The organism is Streptomyces sp. NPDC053542 (genome assembly GCF_044544685.1).
Taxonomy (GTDB): domain Bacteria; phylum Actinomycetota; class Actinomycetes; order Streptomycetales; family Streptomycetaceae; genus Streptomyces.
Window position 1 is genome coordinate 158,253 of record NZ_JBITXL010000002.1, and the last position, 21,478, is coordinate 179,730.

The window sequence follows — 21,478 nt, forward strand, 5'->3', positions numbered from 1 at the left end:
GCGATCGGCCTAGGGCGCCTCCGAGGGGACGCCCTGACCCGACGTCACCCGAGGGCGCGCCGACACCGGCTCGGTGGCCGGCCCCGGACGCAGCAGGCTCAGCCCGAACATCAGTACGCAGTTGAAGGCCACCGCGATCAGGCCGGGGTTGATGCCGCCCAGGCCGGGGTCGGTCACGTACAGCACGATGGACGCCGCGATCCCGCCCAGCATCCCCGCCGAGACCGCCCACGGCCGCACCCGCCGGAAGAACATCAGCGCGAGCCAGCCCGGTACGAGCTGGCCGAGCAGGTAGTACGTCAGATTGAGCACGGTCAGCATCAGCGTCGAGGCGGTGAGGGTGAGCACCGCGGCGGCGACCAGGAAGACCGCGACCACCGCCGTGGTGGTGCGGCGCTGTGCTTCGGGGCGGATGTTCGGTGCGAGGTTGCGGGAGACGATGCCGCCGATGGTCAGCGCGGTGACGGCCAGCACCAGGACGCCCGACAGGCCCGCGCCCGCGGCCACCACGCCCACCAGCCAGTCCGGCAGCCGGTCCTGGACGATCGCCATGAAGACCGTGTTGGGGTCCTTCACGTGCGGGCGGTCGGCGAAGGCGAAGTAGGCGGTGGCGACCAGGAACGGATACATCAGCATGTAGACCGGCATCCACACCGTCGAGGACTTGATCGCCCGCTCGGACTTGGCCGTGAAGATGTACGCGGCGGAGAAGCCCAGGTAGAAGGTGACGCTCTGGAAGACGATGGTGGTGAGCGCGAAGACCATCGGCGACCCGCTCATCGTCACCTGCGCGCGCGGCACGGAATCCGGCCCGAAGACCTCCGCCGGGCCGCCGCCCGCCAGCACCGCCACCACCCCGGCCACGACGATGCCCAGCACCATCAGCACGTCCTTGAGGATCGCGACGAAGGCGGGCGAGCGGACCCCGGAGACGGCCAGGTAGAGGAAGGCGATCACGCCCGCCAGGAGCACCGACTGCACGGGGCTGATCGGCAGCCCGAGCGCCTGCAGCACGACCTGCATGCCGATGAACTGGTACTGCCCCCACGGCACCAGCGCGAGCAGCAGCGCGCCCGCGGTGACCAGCTCCAGGCTCCGGCTGCGGAAGTGCCGCCCGAAGACGTCCGGAATGGTCATCGCGTCGTACCGCACGCCGGCCCGCCAGATCAGCGGCGCGATGTAGTACCCGAGCGGATAGGCCAGCAGGATGTAGCCGAGGAACCAGACGCCGTAGCTCGCGCCGCCCGCGTAGATGCCCGCCGGGAAGCCGATCATGGTGCCGATGCTGTAGATCTCGCCGACCGCGAGGAAGTACAGCAGCCAGGGCGGGAAGGAGCGGCCGCCGACGAGGTACTCGCCGATCGACATGTTCTTCATCCCGCGCCGGGCGCTGAAGGCGACCAGGACGGAGAGCGCCATGACGCCGAAGAAGATCGCCGCGGTCATCTCGCCGCCCCCTCGTCGCTGTGCGCCCCGTCGCCGTGCTCCTCGTCCCGGTACCGCGGTTCGTCGATCCGCCAGGCCACCCACAGGCACAGGCTGGTGAGCGGGAACCAGGCGAACATCCACGCCCACAGCAGCGGGATGCCGAGGACGTACACGTCCGTGTCCGCGAGCAGCGGCATGACGACGAGGATCGCCAGGACCGGCAGCCCGAGCCCGATGCCGAGGCTCTTGCGCGCGCCGCTCACCGGCCGTCCCCTCCCCCGGCCGCACGCCCGGTGTCCGGTACCGCGTCCAGTCCGGCACCGCCCCACACGACCTCGCCGCCGATGACCGTCGCGTCCACCTGGAGTGCCCTCACCGCGTCCGCCTCGACAGCCCCGGGATCGGCGGAGAGCACCGCGATGTCCGCCAGCTTCCCCGGCTCCAGGCTGCCCTTCTCCCGCTCCTCGAAGCCGAGGTGGGCGGCCTGGCTGGTGTAGCCGCGCAGCGCCGTGTCCACGTCCACCCGCTGCTCGGGCCCCAGCTCGTGGCCGTCGCGGGTCGTCCGGCGCACCGCGCACCAGATGCCCTCCAGCGGTGGTACGGGGACCACCGGCGTGTCCGAGTGCAGGCCAAAGGTCACGCCGTGCTTGACCGCGGAGGCGAGCGGGTCGATGCGGCGCGCCCGCTCGGGGCCGAGGAACCGGTCCCGGTGCCGGTCGCCCCAGTAGTAGACGTGTTTGATGAAGAAGGACGCGAGGATGCCCGCCGCCGCCATCTGGTCCAGCTGCCGTTCGCTGACCATCTGGCAGTGTTCGATGCGGTGCCGCCGGTCGCCCTCCAGCGGGCCGAGGCCGAGCTTCGCGTACGCCTCCAGGACCGCCTGGATCGCGGCGTCCCCGTTGCCGTGGATCGCGACCTGCCAGCCCGCCTCGTGCAGCGTGGCCACCCGCCGGGCGAGGTCGTCCTGCGGGAAGATCAGCAGCCCGTTCTTGTCCGGCGCGCAGGCGTACCCCTCCGAGACGCAGCCGGTCAGCCCCTGCAGCGAGCCGTCGGCCCACAGCTTCACGCCGGCCACCCGGAAGAGGTCGTCGCCCAGCCCGGCGACGCCCGCCTCGACGGGGCTGAGCTCACCGCGCGACAGACCGGGGAAGAGGTCCTGTACGAGGTACGCACGGACGCGGTTGCGCAGCCGTCCCTTGCGGCGCGCCAGCCGGTACGCGTCGAGTTCCGCGGGCCCGCCGACCAGCCCGAGGCCGGTGTCGTGGACGGTGGTGACGCCGGCCGCCAGATAGGCGTCGCCGGCCAGCCCGATCGCCTCGGCGAGGTCGGCGGTCTCCGGCTTGGGCATGGCGGCGTACGCGGCGAACGCGGCGGTCTCCGCGAGCACCCCGTCCGGCTCGCCCGCCGCGTCCAGGTGGATCGCGCCGCCCACCGGGTCGGGGGTGTTCCGGTCGATGCCGAGCAGTCGCAGGCCCGCTGTATTCAGTACACAGAAGTGGCCGGAGACGTGCTGGAGGCAGACCGGCCGGTCCTTGGACACCGGGTCGAGGTCGGCGCGGGTGGGGTGCCGGTCGTCGGCGAGCAGCGTGTCGTCGTACCGGTAGCCGCGCACCCAGGTGCCCGGCTCGGCGTCGGCGGCGGCCTGCTCCACCCGGGCGGCGATGTCGGCGATGGTGGCGTTGGGCGGGCTGCCCGCGTCGACGTCGGCGGCGAGCGTCAGCCCGAAGAAGGTCGGGTGGTTGTGGGTCTCGATGAACCCCGGCACCGCGCAGCGGCCCCGGAGGTCCAGTACGCGGGTGCGCGGCCCGATGAGCCCGCGCACCGCGGCGTCGTCGTCGACGGCGAGTACGCGTCCGCCGCGCGCGGCGAGTACGGTACGGGTCGTACCGGCCCGGTCCATCGTGCGGACCGTGCCGTTGAGCAGGACCAGATCGGCGGCTGTGCATGGATCGGCGGTACGGGGTACCTCGGGCATCGAGCGGTCACCACCTGACGCAGGCCGGCGCCTGCTGATCGGCTGAACGACTGATCGGCATGAATTTCCGACATGCTGCCCGCTGGACGACCGGCGGGACAGGACCAGATGGGGGTGGGTTGCACGAGTCCAGCCGTGGTGACCGCACCGGCCCGGCCCTCGCCGGGGTGCGGGCCGGCGAGGGGTGGGGCAGCGTGGTTGCCGTCCCGCCGAATGAGACGAAGGAGTTCCGGCATGGGTGACAAGGGCGCCATGGACAAGCTCAAGGGCAAGGCCAAGCGGATGGCCGGCAAGGCCACCGGCGACAGCCGGACCAAGGGCGAGGGCCGCGCCGACGAGGTCAAGGGCAAGGCGAAGAACGCCATGGACGACGCCAAGGGCCAGGGTCGGGGGATCAAGGACTCCCTGACGGACCGCGACGAAACCTGACCCGGTACCACCCGCGCGGCCCGGCGGCCCGCTCCTGGCGAGCGGCCGCCGGGCCGTCGCGTCTTGACGCTCCGGAGGTGGCGTGAGAACGTTCCCACGCTCCGAGTGTGAGAACGTTCTCATAAGTGAAAGGGTCTGCTGCCATGCGCACTTCACCTCCCCGCCCTCGCGTCGCCGTCGTGGGCGGTGGTGTCATCGGGGTGTCGACCGCCGCACAGCTCGCCCGCCGCGGCGCGGACGTCGTCCTGGTGACCGAGGGCGAACTGGCCGACGGCGCGTCGGGTCGGTCGCTGTCCTGGCTCAACTCCTTCGGCGGCAAGCGCTCCGCGGCGTACCACCGACTCCGCCTGCTGGGCATGGACCGGTACCGCACATTCGCCACCCGCGCCCCCTCCTCCGACTACTTGAAGTTCGACGGCGGGCTGACCTGGGCGGCGCCCGGCGCGGCCGAGGCGCACCGGGCGGCGTTCGCGCACATGCGGCGCAACGGGTACGACGCCGAGTGGCTCACCCGCGACGAAGTCGCCCGGTGGACGCCCGGGGTGGACCCGGCCGCGATCCCCGACGAGGGCGCGATCTTCAACCCGGGCGAGGGCTGGGTGGACCTCGTCCCGCTCGTCCGGCAGCTCACCGCCGGTCTCACCGCGGCCGGCGGCCGGATCCTCACCGGCACCGGGCCCGCCTCCGCCGTCGTCGAGGGCGACCGCGTGACAGCCGTACGGACGGGCACCGGCGAGCGCATCGACGTCGACGCGGTCCTGCTGGCGACGGGGGCCGACGTGCCGGGCACGGTGCGCCAGTACGGCGTGGAGATCCCGGACGCGACGTCCCAGGCACTGCTCGTGCGCACCACGCCCCTCGGCACGGACCTGCGCGCCACGCTGAACACCCCGCGCGTGGCGCTGCGGCCCACGCCGGACGGTGCGCTGGTGATGGACTCCGACGCCACGGCGGCCGAGGTGATCGTCCATGCGGACGGCACCTACGAGGTCAAGGACGCCACCGTGGAGAAGCTGCTGCGCGAGGCGTCGGCCGTCCTCGCCGGCCATCCGCGCCTGCGACTGGACTCCTACGGCGTGGGCCGGAAGCCGATCCCGGGGGACGGCGAGCCGGTGCTCGGTGAACTCGACGAGGTGGCGGGCCTGTTCGTGGCGTTCACCCACAGCGGTGCGACGCTCGCCCTGATCGCCGGCGAGCTGCTGGCCGAGGAGATCACCGCCGGGGAGCGCAGCCCGCTGCTCGCTCCGTTCCGGCCCGGGCGCTTCCGCTGACGGGGACGGGGACGGGGACGGGGCCGGCCAAAGCCGAATTGTGGTTGCAGGCTGCTGAAATGGTTCGGCGCTGCCGTCAGCCGAGCGGGACGGTCCGCGGTGGGAGCCTCGTGGTGAAGCGGGACGGGGGTGCGCCGAAGGCGCGGGTGAAGGCGGCGGTGAACGCGGCGGGCGAGGCGTAGCCGAGCCGCCCGGCGACCTCGGTGACCGGCGCGGTACGCAGCAGCGGTACGGCCGCGAGCAGCCGGGCGCGCGCCCGCCAGACGGCCGGGCTGTCGCCGGTCTCCGCGCGGAAGCGCCGGGTGAAGGCCCGCTCGCTCATGGCCGTCCGCGCGGCCCACGCGGCGTTGGTGACGCCGGCGTCCGGGGCGGCGAGATACCCGCGGCAGAGCGCGGCGAGATCGGCGGAGGCGGGAATTCCGACGTGGAACGGGAGCGGAGTACGCGCGGCGATCTCGTGCAGGAGGAGCGCGGCGATGTGCCCTGCCCGCCCGGCGAGACTGTAGTCGGCCTCGAACTCGACGGCGGCCAGGAGCAGTTCGCGCAGTAGCGGCGGTACGTCCACGACCGTACAGGTGGCGGGCCACCAGGGGACGGCGGCCGGCTCGATGTACAGACTGCGGGTGCTCACCCCGAGCATGCGGACCCGGTGCCGGGTCGCGGCCGGGATCAGGACGGCGCGCTCGGGCGGAACGGTCCAGCTGCCCTCGTCGGTGTCCACGACCATGACCCCGGTGGCGCCGTAGAGGAACTGCGCGCGCCGGTGCTCGTGCCAGTGCAGTACGTGGCCGGACGGGTAGTCGGTACCGATCGGCAGGACGGCCCGGTCGACGTGGTCGACGGTATCCAAGGGCACGTTCTTCACCCGGTCACGGTACTGGCCGACGTACTGGCCACTGTGCCGGCCGACGTACTGGTCACCGTGCCGACTACCGAGGTGCCGGCCACCGTGCTGGCCGAGACGCGAAAGAAGTGAGCCGTCCATCGCATGCGGGAAGTCCGGCGTCGCTGGTGGACTGGATCCTGTGGACGTTATGGCATTGGTCGGGATCGGGCTCCTCACCGGGGTGACGACGGTGTTGTTCGGGTTCGGCGGCGGATTCGTCGCGGTCCCCGTGGTGGTGTGGGCGGACGCCGCGCTCGGCGCGGACGCGATGCGGGTCGCGACGGCCACCTCGGCCCTGGTGATGGTGGTGAACGCCGGATTCGCGACCGCGGTCACGCCGCGGCGGGTGCTCGTCGCACTCCGCGGCAGTGGCACGCTCCTCCTCCTGCTGGCGGCCGGCGCCGCGGTCGGCGCACTCGCCACCCGCGTCGCCCCGTCGGCCCTGGCCCGCTGGGCGTTCATCGCGTACGTCACGCTGACCATCGTCGACCTGCTGCTGCGACCCGGCTTTCTCCGCCCGCGCACGCAGGTCGAGGCGCCCTCCGACGCGCCGCGCCCACTGCCGGCCGTCCTCGGCGCGCCCGTCGGCGCGGTCGCCGCCTTCCTCGGCGTGGGCGGCAGCGTGCTGACCGTCCCCGCCATGCGGCGGGCCGGGCACACGATGCAGGTGGCGACCGCGCTGGCCAACCCGCTCACCCTCGCCATCGCGCTGCCGGCCGCCATGGTCTCCCTGGGCGGCCACGCGCTCCCGGCCGGCGCGGGCGCGCAGGTGCAGCTGGTGGGTCTCGTCGACCCCGGCGCCGCCGCGGCACTGCTGCTGGGCGCCCTGCCGGTGATCGCGGTACTGCGCCGGCGCCCGCCGCGGATCCCGGACCGCGTTTACGCCTGGTCGTACATCGGACTGCTCGCGGTGGTGGCGGTCGCGATGGTGCCGTCGGGCTGAATCGAGGCCCGCTCGGCGGCCGATTAGGTGTGTGGACCCGGGACGCGTAGTGTTGCGGTTGTCGACGCGGGGTGGAGCAGCTCGGTAGCTCGCTGGGCTCATAACCCAGAGGTCGCAGGTTCAAATCCTGTCCCCGCTACTGATTCCCGGGCCCGGCGGATGTCATCCGCCGGGCCCGAGGCATGTGCTCACCCCTGTGTGAAGCGCACCTGCGTTTCCGGAGCGAGGCCCAGCTCTGGGCCCGTGAGGAGCTCGGGGGTGCGGATCAGGATGTTGTAGTGGTTCGGGAAGTGGCAGGCGTCGAAGCCCAGGACCGTGCCGATGCGGCGGCCTGCCGTCCACACTTCGTCGCCGCGGTCGATGACACCGGCGCAGCCGATCTCCAGGAAGCCCAGGAACCCGACCCGGTCGATACGGGCTCCCGTGGCCGTTTCGGTGTGGTCCGTGGTGACCAGCTCATGCACCTCGCCACTGCGGACGCAGCGGCCGGCGAAGGGTTCCAGGGCCATGCCACGGTCCGTCCGCCGGTGGGTGAGTACCTTCACGAGCTGTCCGTGGACCGTGCGCTTGGGCCCGTCCTCTCCTGGTGTCATGGCCGGGCGGCCTCCTGTGGCGAGCGGCCGCGGCCGGCGCGTTCGTGGGCGTAGGTGTCGGCCACCAGCTCCAGGGCGGCGAGGCCGTCCGGACCGTGGGGATTCCCCACAGTGTGACGTCCGGCCAGTGCGTCGGTGAAGTCGCGCAGTACGCCCACGTATTCGTGCCACAGCGAGCCCTTGAATTCCAGGTGACCCGCGAGCATGTCGGCGGTCTCCACGGTGCCGTCGGCCAGGCGCACCTCGACCGTCTTGCGTTCCCCCGGGTAGGACCAGTCGAGTGCGACCCGCGCCACCGCGCCGGACGCCGCGCCCAGCAGTACGGTCGCCTGCCGGTCCACGCCGTGTGCGTCGCGCCGTACGGCGGCCTCGGTGACGTGGACCTCCCCGAGGAACAGGCGTACCAGGTCGAAGGCGTTGGGGCCGTTGTCGGCGACGCAGCCGCCCCCGCAACGGTCGGGGTCGAGATACCAACGGTCCTGGCCCGCGTGTTCTTCGATGGTCTCCTCATAACGCACCGTCAGGGAGGTGAGCGGGACGTGCGCGGGGAGCCGGGTGAGGAGGGCGTTCACCTCGGTGTTGTAGCGCCGGTGGAAGGAGGTGAACAGCGGTACGCCGGCGTCCAGGGAGAGCTGTGCGAGGTGGCGCGCGTCGCGCAGTTTTGTGGTGAGCGGTTTCTCCACGCACACCGCGCGGCCGGCTTCCAAGGCGTCGCGGCACACCGGGTAATGCAGATCGTTGGGGACGTTGACCACCACGGCGTCCACGTCCGCGTGGCGCAACAACTCGTGGTGGTCCCGGTAGCGCGGTACTCCGGGTGGCGCGCCGGCGAGTCTGCTCTCGTCCGGGTCGCACACCGCGGCCAGTTCAGCGGGCGCCTCGCGGGCCAGTGCGGCCAGGTAGAAGCGCGAGATGACACCGAGGCCGATGAGGCCGATGCGGGGTACGGTCATGCCGCGCCTCCCTCATGAGCGGACTTCACCGCTGTGCTCACCGCTGTACTCACCGCTGTACTCACCGGTGCCGGGAAGCGGAGGTGGCCGGCCCCGGCCAGTTCGCGCATCTCCTCGTACAGGGCCCGCGCGAGGGGAACGCCGTTCGCGCGGCGGTCGCGGGAACGGGCGTGCTCCGGCCAGCCGGGGTAGCGCACCGGCTCGTCCGGGCGGAGCGGCGGGCAGTCCAGCAGGGCGCCGAACATACCGGCCGCGTCGGTGCGGAAGTCCGCCTCGGGCCGGAGCCGGCCCGGCGCGATCGCCAGCGTCAGGTAGCCGATGTCGTCGTCGCGGCCGTCCGGCTGCTCCCCGGCCTCCGGGTGCGGTCCCAGGCCCGCTCCCGGAACGAGTGCGGAGAGCACTTCCACCAGCAGGCCCAGCCCGAAGCCTTTGTACGCGCCGGTGTCGGGGTCGCCGCCGAGCCAGCGCAAATGCGCCTCGCCGCGGTCGAAGGCGGCCGGGTCGGTGACCAGCGCACCGTCGTCGTCCGCCAGCCAGCCGGCCGGCACCTTCCGGCCGTTGCGCGCCGCCTCGCGCACCTTGCCGGTGGGGACCACCGTGGTGCTCATGTCCAGGACGAACGGCGGGTGGTCACCGGCCGGCGCGGCGAGGGCGAGCGGGTTCGTGCCGAGCATGGGGGCGCGTCCGCCGACGGGCCGAGTGAGCTGCTGCCAACCGCAGTTGGCGGTGACCAGGCCCACCATGTCGTGGTCGACGGCGCGCAGGGCGTGGTACCCGGCGCAGCCGAAGTGGGTGGCGCCGCGCACCGAGACCATGCCGACGCCGTACTGACGGGCCCGCTCGACCGCCAGGTCCATGGCATCGGAGGCGGCCCACAGGCCGAGGGCCCGCCGCGCGTCGAGGAGCACCGAGGCACCCCGGTCCACGAGCACGTGCGGTTTCGCCCGCGGGTCGCACCGGCCGGCGTCGAACATGGGCAGGTAGAGCCGGGTGAGGTTGGCGATGCCGTGGCTCGTGAAGCCGGTGAGATCGCCGTGGCACAACGCCTCGGCGGCGGCACGCGCCCGGGCGTCCGGCAGTCCCCTGGAGCCGAAGACATCGGTGACGAAGGCGAGGAGGTCCTGGTACGGCACGCGTACGGTGGGCTCCTCAGTGCTCTCGTCGGTGGGCCGGTCCGGAAGGGCGTCGGCGGACTGGTCCGGAACGGCGTCGGTGGTGGGGTGGATCGATGAGGTCATGCGGTGGTGGTCTCCTCGGCGTCGGTGCCCCGGAGGGCCTGGCGGGTGAAGCCGATGAGTACGCGGGCGATGTCGTCGGCGTACCCGTCGAGCTCCTCGGCGTCGGCGTACTCGCCGTCGGCGTGCGCACGGTTGGCGCCCAGGTGTCCGGGGCCGAGCACGGCGGTGTACGTATCGGGGATGCCGTTCATCCAGATCGCGTCGCAGGTGAAGGGCGGTTCGTCAGCGGGCCAGGGGGCCAGCCCCGCGTCCGCCAGCAGCGCCTCGGCCCACGGATTGCGGCCCGGGTCCTCCAGGGCGGGCAGTCCGCGCTTGTACCACCGCAGGGAGGTGATCGCCGCGGCGTCGGCCGCCGTCCGGGCGAGGTCGGGGGTGCCGGCGGCCAGGGCGGTGAAGTCGGTGAGGGCCTCGCGCAACGACATCCGGAGCGCGGCTTCGGCGGCCCGGCCGGCGGCCGGGGAGCCGTAGGAGATGTTGAGCAGCAACTGCCCGGTGCCGTAGACGCGGTTGTGCCGTTGGCCGGTGTGCACGCCGGCCACGCACACCCGGCCGTCGGCGATCCGCTGCGGCAGGGTGCGGGCCAGGTGGCTGCTGAGGTGCCCCAGCAGTACGGTCGCGTTGTGACCGGCCTCGGGCCGGTCGTCCACCGCGTCCTCGCCCCGGACGTGTGCCCCGGCCGTCATCGAGGCCGTGGCGCGGGGCAGGTAGCGGCGGCCGGTGGGCTCGCAGAACAGGTTCAGCCGGCCGGTGAAGCCCTGTTCGACCAGCGGCCGGGTGCCGAACGTGCCCATGGCGCCGCCCTCCTCGCCGGCCACCGCCTGGATGAGGACGCCGACCCGCGTGCCCAGGGCCGGTTCCGCCGCGCGGGCGGCGCGGATGCCGGCCAGCAGGGCGACCGCCGGGCCTTTGGCGTCGATGGCGCCCCGGCCGCTGAAGCGGGTGCCGTCGAAGCGGGCCGGCCACCAGCCGGCCACGGTGTCGAGGTGGACGTTGCACATCAGTGTTGCGTTGTGGGGCAGTTGCGGGCCCAGCCGCAGTACGAGGCTGGGCTGGCACGCCAGGAATCCGGGCTCGCGCGCGGCGGCCTCGCGCACGGTCTCGGGGACGTCGTCGCGGTGCAGCACGGCGGGGTCGGCGGGCGCGTGACGTACCACTGTGAAGCCCAGTGTTCCGGCGGCCGCCGCGTACGCCCGGCCCGCCTCCCACAGCTGTACGGCGGAGCCGTCGCCGCCGGTCTCCAGTGGACCGGCGGTGGGGGTGTCGAGCAGGTGAAGCAGCAGCTCACGGTCGGTACGGCTCAGCCGCGCAGGCTGGGCGTTCTCAGGCACGGGCGCCCCCGTCGGCCGCGGTGACCGGCGCTGAGGTGACCGGCGCGGAGGTCACCTCACGCTGTACGCGCTGTACGAGCCGTTCCAGCGACCGGCCGTAGCGGACGAACGCCGCGATGCCGTCGTCGTCGGTGGTGTTGTGCTCGTCGTGCGGGCGCAGATGGGTGTGCGGTTCGATCGACCAGACTCCGGTGTAGCCATGGCGGAGCAGCGCCGTCAGACACTCCCGTACACCGGACTCCCCCTCTCCGGGCAGTGTGTAGTCGACCTGGCCGTCCGCCCTCGGACGGGCGTCCTTGATGTGTACGTGGGCGACGTGCCCGATGACGGCATCGAGGAGCGACCGGGCGTCGTAGCCGTACGGCACTCCGTTGCCGATGTCGAAGAGCAGCCGCAGGGCGGGGCTGTCGATGTGCTGGAGGAGGTCGAGCATCCGGTCGGCGCGGGTCCCGGCCCAGCCGCTGCAGTTCTCGTGCAGCAGGACCAGGCCGTGCTGTTCGGCCTCGCGGACCAGGTTGGTCAGCCGGCGTGTCGCCCGCCGGCCCCATTCGTCCTCGCTCAGGCCCGCGTTGGGGTAGGACATCACGCGGACGTACCGGGTGCCCAGGGCGGCGCAGCGCCCGGCGAGAATCCGCAGTTCCTCCAGGTCGTCCTCATAGCGGCCGGTGATCGGGCGGGCCCAGTTGGCGATGCGGGAGTCGACGCAGACGACGTCGACCCCGGCGGCGTCCAGCCCGCTGGACAGCCGGGCGAACGCACGGTCGTCCAGATCCGCTATCGCGGTGCCGTCCACCGTGCGCAGCTCGATCGTCCGCCAGCCCAGGCGGCGCAGCGCTTCGAGCTGTCCGGGCAGGTCAGGGGCTGCCTCGTCGCCGATTCCCGCGTACCGGATGCCGACGGGCCGGTCGTCCGTTGCTGAAGATGCGTCAGGTGACATGAGTGAGCGGCTCCCCACGACCGGTGTTGCTTACGGTCAACTGCTTCGCTTCGTCGAGTAGTTCGGCGGTCCGCGCATGGATCCAGGGATCGTCGCCGCCCGGTCCGCTCGCGTAATCCCGGTACGCACTCACCATGAAGGACGTGAGCGCATCGTCCTCGAAGACCTCGCGCACCCTCCGCCCCGCGGTGACCTTCTCCAGCTGGGCGAAGTCGTCGTCCTGGCCCACCGGGTAGTGCCCGATGGCGGTTCCCCCGGTCATGTCGAGAGTGATCCGCCGCTCGCGCACCGGCGCGGTCAGGTCGGAGACGATCTCGCTCCGGGCTCCCCCGTGGTGTTGCAGTGTCAGCCGGGCGCCGCCCATGCGGGGCACCACGCTCGCGCCGAGGGAGAGATCGGTACAGGATGCCGCGCGTACCTCCGCGTCGCCCAGGAGGCGGAGGAGGACGCCGAGGGAATGCGGCACCTCCACGTCGAGGGCCGAGGTGTGGCCGCCGTTGTCGAGTGAACGGCGGAAGCGGGGCTTGTGCTGCGCCACGGTTACCGTACGCACGCTGCCCAGTTGGCCGCCCTCGACCATGGCGACGAGCCGTGCGGTCAGCGTGCTGTGGAGCCAGGGCGCGACCACCGACAGGGACAGGCCGTGCTCGCGCACCACGGCCAGGACGCTCCGGAGTGCGTCCCGGTCAGTGGCAAGCGGCTTCTCCACCACCACCTTGGAGAAGCCGAGGAGTGCGACCTCGCGGAGCACCTCGGCGCGCACCGACGGCGGGGTGCAGACGTGCACGACCGTGTGTGCCGGGTCGAGCAGCTCCCAGGCCCGCGGCAAGGAGCCGGCGAGCACGAGGTCCTGCCGCGGCGGGCCGGCGGGTGCGGCGCGGGGGTCGACCGCCACCACCGGCTCGTCGGCGAACGTACCGGGGGCCCGCGCCCGCGCCTTGAGCAGTACGGGCACGTGCAGGCCCAGGCCCGCGCGCCCCAGGCCGACGATCAGCGTGCGCAACACGGTTTCGCGCCCTCCTTCGGCTTCGGACCGGACCGGTTCCGGCAAAAGGACCGGAGCGGCATACACGAGCCTTCTTCCATTGCCGCTCCTCCATCTGCCCCACCTCGATACGCAGGAAAACATCGGTCGGCGTACGAAAAATCATTGACCAAAGATAATGGTGACCAAAAATTGCCGAGTACGAGTCGGAAGTGCCGTGTCACCGACCGGACTTGCTGATTCCCAACGGTCCGCATGACCTATTGGCGGGGACGCGTCCCGCCAGGTGAGCGCCGGTCCAAGCGGCGCGGCACGCCCCCGTCGTACGCCTTTGTACGCCCGGGTGCGACCGAACTGCTTGGCGATTTTTACTCGTCAGGTTCAAGCGGAACCATCTCGTTGGGCGGCCCACCGTTGACGGGGCGCGAGGGCGACAAGTACGTTGATCGCGCATTTGGTGATTGACGCCCCGGGGACGCCCCGCGGAACACGCCTCGAATATTTCTACTTCGCGACCGCGTTACCTCTTTCTCTCTCTGCCAATTTTCCCCACGGTATTTCACCAATCAAGGAAGAGAGGAACAGCCATGCCCACCAACGTGCAGGAACAGCGGCTGCGTCGCCGTTTCGAAATGTGGGACCGGGACCACGACGGCCGTATCGAGCGCAGCGACTGGGAAAGCGAAGTGGAGCGTCTCCTGCGCGCGTTCAACCAGCCCGCCGACAGCAAGAAGGGCAAGGACCTCCGCTCGGCGTACCTGGGGATGTGGGACAACCTGGCCAGGCAGGCCGGCGTCAAGTCCGGCGACTCGGTGGACTTTGAACAGTTCAAGAGCGCGACGGCGAAGCAGATGCTCGACCAGGGGCAGACCGGCTTCGACAAGGTGCTGCGCCCCACGATCCAGGCGATCCTCAACCTGGCCGACACCGACGGTGACGGGCAGGTGAGCCGCGAGGAGTTCCGCACCTGGATCAAGGCCGCGGGCGGCGACGAGTCCAAGGCCGACGAGGCTTTCCAGCGCATCGACACGAACGGCAACGGCCAGCTGTCGGTGGAGGAACTCATCACCGCGGTGCACAAGTTCCACACCGGCGACCTGGACGTCTCGCTCTTCTGACCACGGACGGTCCGCCGGCGTCCCGGGCGCCGGCGGGCCGCACCGGTCGGCAAAAACGTTCTCTCTCCCCCCTGTTCGACGGTTGCCGCACCCTCGGCCACCTCGTGAGAGGAAACATGCGCGATATATCTTTCGATCAGAGGTGTGGCACAGCCGGTCAGAGGTGTGGCACAGCAGCCGGACCGTTCCAGCCGGTGCCCTTCTTCAGCCAGGCCAAGACCTTCGAGGCCCTGTGGCCGGACATCCGGTCCCGGGTGAGCGAGGTCCTCGACGACGGCAAGTTCTCGCACGGCAGGCAGGTCGCACTGTTCGAGACGGCCCTGGCGCGGTGGACGGGTGCGCGGTACGCGGTGGGGGTGAACAGCGGTACCGACGCGTTGGTACTGCTGCTGCGCGCATCCGGCCTGGAGCCCGGTGACGAGGTCGTCGTGCCCGCCTTCACCTTTGTGGCGTCGGCGTCCGCCGTCGTACTGGCCGGTGGCCGTCCGGTCTTCGCCGACATCGAGCCGGTCGGTTACGGCCTCGACCCGCGGTCCGCGGACCGTGCCGTCACACCGCGCACCCGGATGATCATGCCGGTCCACCTCTTCCATCAGATGGCCGACATGAGTGGGCTGGCGGACGTCGCCCGCCGCCACGGCCTGACCGTGGTGGAGGACAGCGCGGAGGCCATCGGGATGCGATGGGGTGGCGTGCACGCCGGGCTGCTGGGGGCCGGCGGGGTGTTGTCGTTCTTCCCCACCAAGACACTCGGCGCCATCGGCGACGCCGGTGCCGTACTGACCGACGACCCCGAACTGGCCGAGAGAACAGCGGCGTTGCGCCACCACGGGCGCTACGGACGGACGCTGGCCCACTTCCCCGGCATCGCGAACCGCACCGTGGAGAACGGCGTCAACAGCAAGATGGACGACCTCCAGGCGGCCGTGCTCCTCGCCAAGCTGACGCGGCTGGACCAGGACATCGCCCGGCGGGCCGAACTCGCCGCCGCCTACACCCAACGACTGGCCGGAGTGCCCGGCGTCCTGCGGCTGCCGACACTGGTGCGCCGCGACACCGCCACCCACCCCGTCTACTACGTCTATCTGATCGAGGCCGAGCACCGCGATGAACTGGCCGGTCACCTGGCCGGACACGGCGTGGGCACCGAGACGTACTACCCGGTCCCGCTCCATCTGCAGGCGTGCTTCGCCCACCTCGGCTACCGGCGCGGCGACTTCCCGCACGCCGAGGCGGCCTGCGCACGCACGCTGGCCCTCCCGTTCCATCCGGACCTGAGCATCGATGACATCGACTCGGTGTGCGGGCTCATCCGCCGCTTCTACACGGGGAGGCCGGAGTGACGATTCCCTTCTTCGCCCCGGATCTCTTCGAAGCGGACCGGGAGGTACTGCTCGATCTCGTCCAGGAGATCGGCACGGCGCCGGACCAGAAGTTCATCCTCGGGGAACGCACCGCCCGCTTCGAGGAGGCCCTGCGTACCTCGCTGGGCGCGGCCGACGTCGTGGCCTGCTCCAGCGGCACCTCGGCACTGACACTGGTACTGCACGCGATGGACGTGGGGCCGGGCGATGAGGTGGTGGTTCCGGCCTACGGCTGCGCTCCGCTGGCCAACACCGTGGCCAATCTCGGGGCGACGCCGGTGTTCGCCGACATCGACCCGCTGACCATGGTGGCCGACCCGGAGCGGATGGAACAGGCGGTCACCGGCCGGACCAAGGCCCTGATGCCCGCCCACATGTTCTCGGTGATGGCGGACATGCCCCGGATGCGGGGGATCGCGCAACGCCATGGCGTGCGGCTCGTCGAGGACTCGGCAGTGGCACAGGGCGGCGTTCTCGACGGTATCCCCGCCGGTACGTGGGGAGACGCCGGTGTGTTCTCCTTCGTCCAGGTCAAGACCTTCGGCACCGCCGGTGAGGGCGGGGCCGTCGTCACCATGGACCCCGGGCTCGGGCAGACGGTCCGGACGTTGCGCAACCACGGTCAGGACGCGCGCTTCATCTACGGGCGCACCGGCTACAACAGCCGGTTCGACGAGGTCCTCGCGGCCTTCCAGCTGCACCGGCTCCCCGGCTTCCCCGAGCGGCTGGAGCGCCGGGCCCGGATCGCCGAGTACTACACCGAACGCTTCACCCCGCTGCGCGACCGCGGTGTGACACCACCGCCGCCGGGCCGCAACGGGCGTTGTTACTACGTCTATTCGCTGCTGGCCGACGAGCGCGAGGCGTTGCGGGAGCACCTCGCCGCCCGGGGCGTCGCGAGCCATGTGCACTACCCACTCCCCCTGCCCCACCAGCCCGCCTTCGCCCGGTTCGCCGCCGGCGGCCGCGGCTGGCCGCACGCCGAGAGCGCGGCCCGGCGCCAACTGGCGATCCCCGTCCACCCGCACCTCACCGACGCCGAGGTGGAGCACATCGCGGACGCGGTCTGCGAGTTCGCCACCGGCAGGAGGGACCGATGACCAGCGATGTGGAGTTACCGGCCGGGGTGCGCCCCGCGCCGGCCGCAGCCAAAGTCCGTGCGTATGTGCGGCTGGCCAAGCTCGACATCATCGACTACTACCTGGCGCTGCCCGTCGCGCTGCTGCTGCTCGCGCCCGCGCAGCGGCTGACACCCGGCACTCTGCTGACGCTGGTGCTGTTCGGGCTCGGTGAGCTGTGCGTCATCGCCGCTTCCGTGGCCTTCGACGATGTCACGGGGTACCGCGACGGCAGCGACGCGGCCAACTACGGCCCCGACGCCCCACGCCGCCGCCTCGCCCGGAAACCCCTGCTCGCCGGGACGCTGACGCCCACGGAGGCCATTCGCTTCGGCTGGACCACGGCCGTTGCCGGTGCTCTGCTCTGGGCCGGCGCGGCGGCAGTGGCACCGCACCGGTCCGCCTGGACACTCGTCCTCGCGGCGCTCTGCCTGGTCACCGCCGTGCAGTACTCGTGGGGCCTGAAAATCAGCTATCGCGGCTGGCAGGAGGTCTTCCTCTGCGGCTTCGGTGTGGGCATGGTCCTGGTGCCGTACGGTCTGCTGTCCCCCTCGCTCAGTGGTTTCGCGGTCGTCCAGGCGGTGCTGTTCGGCGCCGGCCCCATGCTCTTCGGGCTGTACTCCAACACGCACGACATCGAGGGCGACGCCCGGGTGGGGCGGCCCACCGTCGCCGTGCTGACCTCCCCGCGCGGCAACGCGGCCTTCATCACCGCCATGACGCTCGCGCAGATCATGTTCGTCGTCGGGTCGGCGCTCGCGGGCGTGGCCCCTTGGTGGTTCCCCCTGGCCATGCTGCCGATGATCGCCCTGCGCGGCACCGAGCTGGACATCGCCTTCCGGCGACGCGACATCCTGCTGGCCCGCCGGACCGCGATCCGCAGCCACCGGGTCACCGTCGTCCTGCTGTGCGCGGTGAACCTCGCACTGCCGTTGCTGGAGAGTGGAAACCCATGACGACTGATCTCGATGTGGCCGTGGTCGGTGCCGGCGCCGCCGGTCTCGCCGTGGCGCACGCGCTGCGCAAGGCCGGACGTGGTGTGCAGGTGCTGGAGTCGTCCGATGCGGTCGGCGGGCGGATGCGTACGCTGCGCCAGGACGGCTATCTCATCGACGAGGGCGCCGAGATGCTCGCGCCCCGCGGCTACGGCGCGACCTGGCGGCTGATCCGCGAGACGGGGCTGACGCCCGCCGAGGTCCCGCGCGTCCCGCAGTCGATCGCCACCTGGCGGGACGGGCGGGTCCGCCCCGACACCGGCCGCGCACGCGGCCTGCTCACCGGGGGCGGCCTGTCCCTACGGGGGCGACTGAACCTCCTCCGGTTCCAGGCGGACACCGCCCGCCGCCGGAAGGAGTACGACCCGGACCACCCCGAACACACGCCCCTGGGCACCAGTACCGTCGCCCAGCTCGCCGACCGCTACGGCAATGACCTCGTCGACTCTCTCTTCCAGCCCCTGGCCAGCGGCTTCTGCGGCTGGGACGCCAACCGTTCGGCAGCGGGGCCGTTCGTCGCCCATCTCCTGGCCACCGGAAGCACCGCGGCCTGGCGTACCTACCGCGACGGCATGGACACCCTCACCCGCAGGCTCGCCGAACGGCTGGACGTGGTGACGGGGCTGCGGGTCGACCAGGTCACCCGGTACCCGGGCGGAGCCCGTCTGGAGTGCGGGGCCGCCACCCTCACGGCGCGCTCGGTGGTGCTGTGTATACCGGCGCCGGTCGCCGGCCGACTGTATCCGGACGCGCCCGAGGACGAACGCGACTACCTCCACGCATCCACCTACACCCCGATGCTGAAGGTGAGCTGCGCCCTCGACCGGCCGCTGTGGCTGCGCAGCCGCCGGCCCGTGTACGCGCTGATCATTCCCGCGGTCCACGACAGCGTGCTCAACGGGATCACCCTCGACCACGTCAAACACCCCGGCCGGGTCCCTCCCGGCGCCGGACTGGTGTCCCTGGTCGCCACGCCGGAGGTCACCCGGGAGCTGCTCGACGCCCCCGATGACCAGGTCATCAGCCGACTGCTGAAACGGGGCGAGCACTATCTTCCCGGCCTGGGCGAGGCGCTGCGGACCGCCCGGGTGCACCGGTTCCGGCACGGGCTGCCCGAAGCGACCCCGCGGGCCCTGCGGCTGCGGACGCCCTTCCTGCGCCGGCCCGCCCGCGCGGTGGAGTACGCCGGGGACTGGCTGATGCAACGCCCCAGCAGCGAGGGCGCCTTCCGGTCGGCGGAGTGGGCGGTGGACCGCGTCCTGGACCACGCGGGACACCCCGGCGTCGGCGCGCGGCCGGAGGTGCGGTATGGCTGAGGAACCGTGGCTGCCGGGCGCGCCCGGCGACGACCGGGATGCCGGTGACCGGTACGTCGGCAGCCGGTATGGCGGCAACCGGTATGGCGGCAGCCGGTATGGCGGCAACCGTCATGTCGGCAGCCGGTATGTCTTCGACACCTTCGACACCGGTTTCGCGAAGGAGGAGGAACGGCTCGCGCTCGGCGAGGCGCTCTGGGACCCGGGCACCACCGAGCGGCTGGCGGCCGCGGGAGTGACACCGGGTTGGCGCTGCCTGGAGGCCGGTGCCGGGCGCGGTTCGGTCGCCCGGTGGCTGGCCGACCGGGTCGGCCCCACCGGCGAGGTGCTCGCGACGGACCTGCGGGTGGACCGGCTGAAGTGGCTGACCGACCACGGAGTGACAGTACGTCAGCTCGATCTCGTCAGCGACGACCCGGACGACGAACTGCCCGCGGCGCACTATGACCTGATACACGCCCGGCTCGTACTGCAGCACATCACCGACCGGCAGAAGGCCGTCGACCGGCTGTGCCGCGCCCTGCGCCCGGGCGGACGCCTGGTCCTCGAAGACACGGACACGGCCGCGCTGTTCAGCCATCCGGAGCGCGCGGACTTCCTCCAGGAGGTCAAGCACGCGGCGTACGAGGTGATGTGCGCGGCCGGATACCACCCGCGCTGCGGCCTGCTCAACGTCGAGCTGGCAACGAGGGCCGGCCTGGTGGACGTACGCGCCGAGGGGCGCTCCACCGTCGTACGCGGCGGCACCGAGGCAGCACGCTGGTACATCCTGTGGATCGAGCATCTGCGCCCCGCGATGCTCGCCCGCGGTTCGGTCACCGACGACCGTATCCAGCAGGCGGTCGACAGTATGGCCGACCCGTCCCAGCACTGGCTCTCGCAGGTGATGGTCACCGTCACCGCCCGCCGGCCGGCAACGGACGCGGGCGGGAGCACCGCAGCCGCGGGGGTCCGCGCATGACCGCCCGGACCGGTGCCACCACACGACGAAAGCCTGCGAAGCCCCCCGAACTCGGCACGCTCTTCGACCTGTTGGCCGACCGCGGCAGCCCCACCACCGTGCACCTCAGCCGCCCCTTCGACATCTGTCCCGACGGCGGCGTCACCTTCGGTGTCGACCGCCTCGCCCGGCTCGTCACGGAGGCCGCCGGGTGGCTCGTTGCGGCCGGCACGCGGCCGGGCGACCGGGTGGCCGTCGTCAAGGCCAACCACTGGGACGTCGTGCTGCTGGCGTGCGCGGCGGCGCGCATGGGCGCCGTCCCCGCCCTGATCTCCGACGACCTTCCCGCAGCAGCGCTGCAGACGCTGCTCAAACGGCTGGAGCCGGCGCTGCTGGTCACGGACTCCCGGACGGTCGAAGCGGTACGCGACGCGGGGACCGAACCGGCGGTCTTCGCACGCCGGACGCTCACCCTGGACGGGAAAACGGCGGGCACGCTGGGGCTCGATGACGTACGCGGTCATCAGCCGCCGCCGGTACTGCGGCGCCACCCCGACGACACCCTGGTGGTGCACCACACCTCGGGGACCACCGGTGTGCCCAAGCTCGTCGCGCACACCACTCACACGATCATCCACCGGCTGGCGCACTTCGAGTGCCACCGCACGCCGGTCGTGGCAGTCCGGCGCGACGACACGGTGGCCGGCGCCGACCCGTTCGTGCACGGCCGGGCCATACCGTGGACCACCAGCGTGTTCCACCTCGAACCGCGCAAGGTGGTCATCCTCGCCGACACCGATCCGGCCGTCGTCGCACGCACCCTGACCGCGCATCCACCGACCACGGTCGAGACGTCACCCGCCACCTACGTGCGATGGCAGGGGCTGGCGGCCGGGCCCGGCAACCCGTTCCGCGCGGTACGCCTGTACATCAGTACCTTCGACTCGGTGCACCCGCCCACGGTGCGCGGCTACCTCAACGCCTCCCGGCGCCGGCATCCGGTATGGCTGCAGGGCTGGGGCCAGACGGAGACCGGGCCGCTGACCTTCCGCCTGCTCACCCGCAGGGCCCTCGCCGCCACCGGCCGGCGCCACCCGACGACCCGCAACCTCGGCCGGCCGGTCCCCGGCCGCACGCAACTGCGCGTCGTCGACCCGGACACCTTCCGCCCGGTCGGGCGCGGCAGGCCCGGCATCGTCCTGGCCCGGACCAAAGCCCGCTGCACCGGCTACGTGGGAGAGCAGGACCGCTGGTCCCGCAAGGCCCTCGGACCGTGGTGGAACACCGGGGACATCGGCTTCCTCACCCGCTCCGGCAGCCTGGTGCTGCTGGACCGGGAGGTCGACGCGGTGCCCGGCACGAGCTGCGTCGAGCTGGAGGACGTGATCGAGGACCGGCTGCCCGCCGTGCTGGAGTGCACCGTCCTGGGCGCGCCCGGACGCACCCTGCTGCCCGTCGTGGTGACGGCCGACGGGCGGCTCGACGCCGCTGCCTGGCGTGCGGCCGTACGGGATCTGCCACCGCTCGCCGAGCCCCTGGTCCGCGGCTGGGCGGAGATCCCCCGCACCGGCACCGGCAAGGTCCGGCGCCTCGAACTGCGCGCTCAACTCCTCCCGGAAGCCACCACTTTCGGTACGGGCCACTGGACGTGAACGGAAGGA

The 21,478-nt window shown here is 72.0% G+C and carries 20 protein-coding genes and 1 tRNA gene; 11 read left to right on the plus strand and 10 right to left on the minus strand.

Features of this window, described 5'->3' with window-relative positions; genetic code table 11:
* Positions 1–9: 9 nt before the first annotated feature.
* From ACIGXO_RS04960 to ACIGXO_RS04970, 3 genes are read right to left on the minus strand one after another with little or no spacing between them, the layout of a single operon-like run.
* Positions 10–1,446 (minus strand): sodium:solute symporter, encoded by a 1,437-nt coding sequence (locus ACIGXO_RS04960; RefSeq protein WP_399780365.1) that lies wholly within the window; start codon positions 1,444–1,446, stop codon positions 10–12.
* A complete protein-coding gene (locus tag ACIGXO_RS04965; RefSeq protein ID WP_399780369.1) occupies positions 1,443–1,691 on the minus strand; it encodes a DUF3311 domain-containing protein in 249 nt (82 codons plus the stop codon). The genes ACIGXO_RS04960 and ACIGXO_RS04965 overlap by 4 nt, the downstream gene beginning before the upstream one ends.
* Positions 1,688–3,403: an amidohydrolase gene (locus tag ACIGXO_RS04970; RefSeq protein ID WP_399780372.1), complete on the minus strand. Its 1,716-nt coding sequence runs from the start codon at positions 3,401–3,403 to the stop codon at positions 1,688–1,690. The genes ACIGXO_RS04965 and ACIGXO_RS04970 overlap by 4 nt, the downstream gene beginning before the upstream one ends.
* A 234-nt stretch (positions 3,404–3,637) precedes the next feature.
* Here ACIGXO_RS04970 and ACIGXO_RS04975 point away from each other — a divergent pair, with 234 nt between their 5' ends.
* Both ACIGXO_RS04975 and ACIGXO_RS04980 read left to right on the plus strand, forming a co-directional pair.
* Entirely contained in the window at positions 3,638–3,832 is a 195-nt protein-coding gene (locus ACIGXO_RS04975) for a CsbD family protein (protein WP_399780375.1), read from the plus strand.
* A 143-nt stretch (positions 3,833–3,975) separates the two neighbouring features.
* Positions 3,976–5,103 carry an NAD(P)/FAD-dependent oxidoreductase gene (locus tag ACIGXO_RS04980; protein WP_399780378.1) on the plus strand — a complete coding sequence of 376 codons (1,128 nt, stop codon included), beginning with the start codon at positions 3,976–3,978 and terminating at the stop codon, positions 5,101–5,103.
* A gap of 76 nt (positions 5,104–5,179) precedes the next feature.
* Here the strand turns inward: ACIGXO_RS04980 and ACIGXO_RS04985 are convergent, their stop codons facing one another.
* Positions 5,180–5,968, minus strand: coding sequence for an AraC family transcriptional regulator (locus ACIGXO_RS04985; RefSeq protein WP_399780381.1), 789 nt, complete (start codon positions 5,966–5,968; stop codon positions 5,180–5,182).
* Between the two features lie 169 nt (positions 5,969–6,137).
* Here ACIGXO_RS04985 and ACIGXO_RS04990 point away from each other — a divergent pair, with 169 nt between their 5' ends.
* Positions 6,138–6,932, plus strand: a complete 795-nt coding sequence (locus tag ACIGXO_RS04990; RefSeq protein WP_399780383.1) for a TSUP family transporter — start codon at positions 6,138–6,140, stop codon at positions 6,930–6,932.
* A 65-nt stretch (positions 6,933–6,997) separates the two neighbouring features.
* Positions 6,998–7,071, plus strand: a tRNA-Met gene (locus tag ACIGXO_RS04995).
* Positions 7,072–7,120: 49 nt separating this feature from the next.
* On the opposite strand, the gene ACIGXO_RS05000 is transcribed toward ACIGXO_RS04995, so the two are convergent.
* The 6 genes from ACIGXO_RS05000 to ACIGXO_RS05025 are packed head-to-tail and all read right to left on the minus strand — an operon-like array spanning position 7,121 to position 12,987.
* A complete protein-coding gene (locus ACIGXO_RS05000) occupies positions 7,121–7,525 on the minus strand; it encodes a DUF6917 domain-containing protein (RefSeq protein ID WP_399780386.1) in 405 nt (134 codons plus the stop codon).
* Positions 7,522–8,478, minus strand: a complete 957-nt coding sequence (locus ACIGXO_RS05005) for a Gfo/Idh/MocA family protein (RefSeq protein WP_399780389.1) — start codon at positions 8,476–8,478, stop codon at positions 7,522–7,524. Before ACIGXO_RS05005 ends, ACIGXO_RS05000 begins: the two co-directional genes overlap by 4 nt.
* The gene (locus ACIGXO_RS05010) at positions 8,475–9,716 is read right to left on the minus strand and encodes an Ldh family oxidoreductase (RefSeq protein WP_399780392.1); all 1,242 of its coding nucleotides are present in this window, start codon (positions 9,714–9,716) and stop codon (positions 8,475–8,477) included. The genes ACIGXO_RS05005 and ACIGXO_RS05010 overlap by 4 nt, the downstream gene beginning before the upstream one ends.
* A complete protein-coding gene (locus tag ACIGXO_RS05015) occupies positions 9,713–11,044 on the minus strand; it encodes a M20/M25/M40 family metallo-hydrolase (protein ID WP_399780395.1) in 1,332 nt (443 codons plus the stop codon). Before ACIGXO_RS05015 ends, ACIGXO_RS05010 begins: the two co-directional genes overlap by 4 nt.
* Positions 11,037–11,981, minus strand: coding sequence for a sugar phosphate isomerase/epimerase family protein (locus ACIGXO_RS05020; protein WP_399780398.1), 945 nt, complete (start codon positions 11,979–11,981; stop codon positions 11,037–11,039). Before ACIGXO_RS05020 ends, ACIGXO_RS05015 begins: the two co-directional genes overlap by 8 nt.
* Positions 11,971–12,987 carry a Gfo/Idh/MocA family protein gene (locus ACIGXO_RS05025; RefSeq protein ID WP_399780402.1) on the minus strand — a complete coding sequence of 339 codons (1,017 nt, stop codon included), beginning with the start codon at positions 12,985–12,987 and terminating at the stop codon, positions 11,971–11,973. Before ACIGXO_RS05025 ends, ACIGXO_RS05020 begins: the two co-directional genes overlap by 11 nt.
* Positions 12,988–13,553: 566 nt before the next feature.
* Between ACIGXO_RS05025 and ACIGXO_RS05030 the strand changes: the two genes are divergently transcribed.
* The 7 genes from ACIGXO_RS05030 to ACIGXO_RS05060 all read left to right on the plus strand — a co-directional run bounded on the left by ACIGXO_RS05030 (position 13,554) and on the right by ACIGXO_RS05060 (position 21,469).
* Positions 13,554–14,084 (plus strand): EF-hand domain-containing protein, encoded by a 531-nt coding sequence (locus ACIGXO_RS05030; protein ID WP_399780405.1) that lies wholly within the window; start codon positions 13,554–13,556, stop codon positions 14,082–14,084.
* Positions 14,085–14,278: 194 nt separating this feature from the next.
* On the plus strand, positions 14,279–15,427 hold the full coding sequence (locus tag ACIGXO_RS05035; RefSeq protein ID WP_399780408.1) for a DegT/DnrJ/EryC1/StrS family aminotransferase: 1,149 nt from the start codon (positions 14,279–14,281) through the stop codon (positions 15,425–15,427).
* Positions 15,424–16,548, plus strand: coding sequence for a DegT/DnrJ/EryC1/StrS family aminotransferase (locus tag ACIGXO_RS05040; protein ID WP_399780411.1), 1,125 nt, complete (start codon positions 15,424–15,426; stop codon positions 16,546–16,548). The genes ACIGXO_RS05035 and ACIGXO_RS05040 overlap by 4 nt, the downstream gene beginning before the upstream one ends.
* Positions 16,545–17,522, plus strand: coding sequence for a UbiA family prenyltransferase (locus tag ACIGXO_RS05045; protein WP_399780414.1), 978 nt, complete (start codon positions 16,545–16,547; stop codon positions 17,520–17,522). The genes ACIGXO_RS05040 and ACIGXO_RS05045 overlap by 4 nt, the downstream gene beginning before the upstream one ends.
* A complete protein-coding gene (locus tag ACIGXO_RS05050; RefSeq protein WP_399780417.1) occupies positions 17,519–18,877 on the plus strand; it encodes a protoporphyrinogen/coproporphyrinogen oxidase in 1,359 nt (452 codons plus the stop codon). Before ACIGXO_RS05045 ends, ACIGXO_RS05050 begins: the two co-directional genes overlap by 4 nt.
* Positions 18,870–19,838, plus strand: a complete 969-nt coding sequence (locus ACIGXO_RS05055) for a class I SAM-dependent methyltransferase (protein ID WP_399780420.1) — start codon at positions 18,870–18,872, stop codon at positions 19,836–19,838. The genes ACIGXO_RS05050 and ACIGXO_RS05055 overlap by 8 nt, the downstream gene beginning before the upstream one ends.
* Positions 19,835–21,469 (plus strand): class I adenylate-forming enzyme family protein, encoded by a 1,635-nt coding sequence (locus tag ACIGXO_RS05060; protein WP_399780423.1) that lies wholly within the window; start codon positions 19,835–19,837, stop codon positions 21,467–21,469. Before ACIGXO_RS05055 ends, ACIGXO_RS05060 begins: the two co-directional genes overlap by 4 nt.
* Positions 21,470–21,478: the final 9 nt, after the last annotated feature.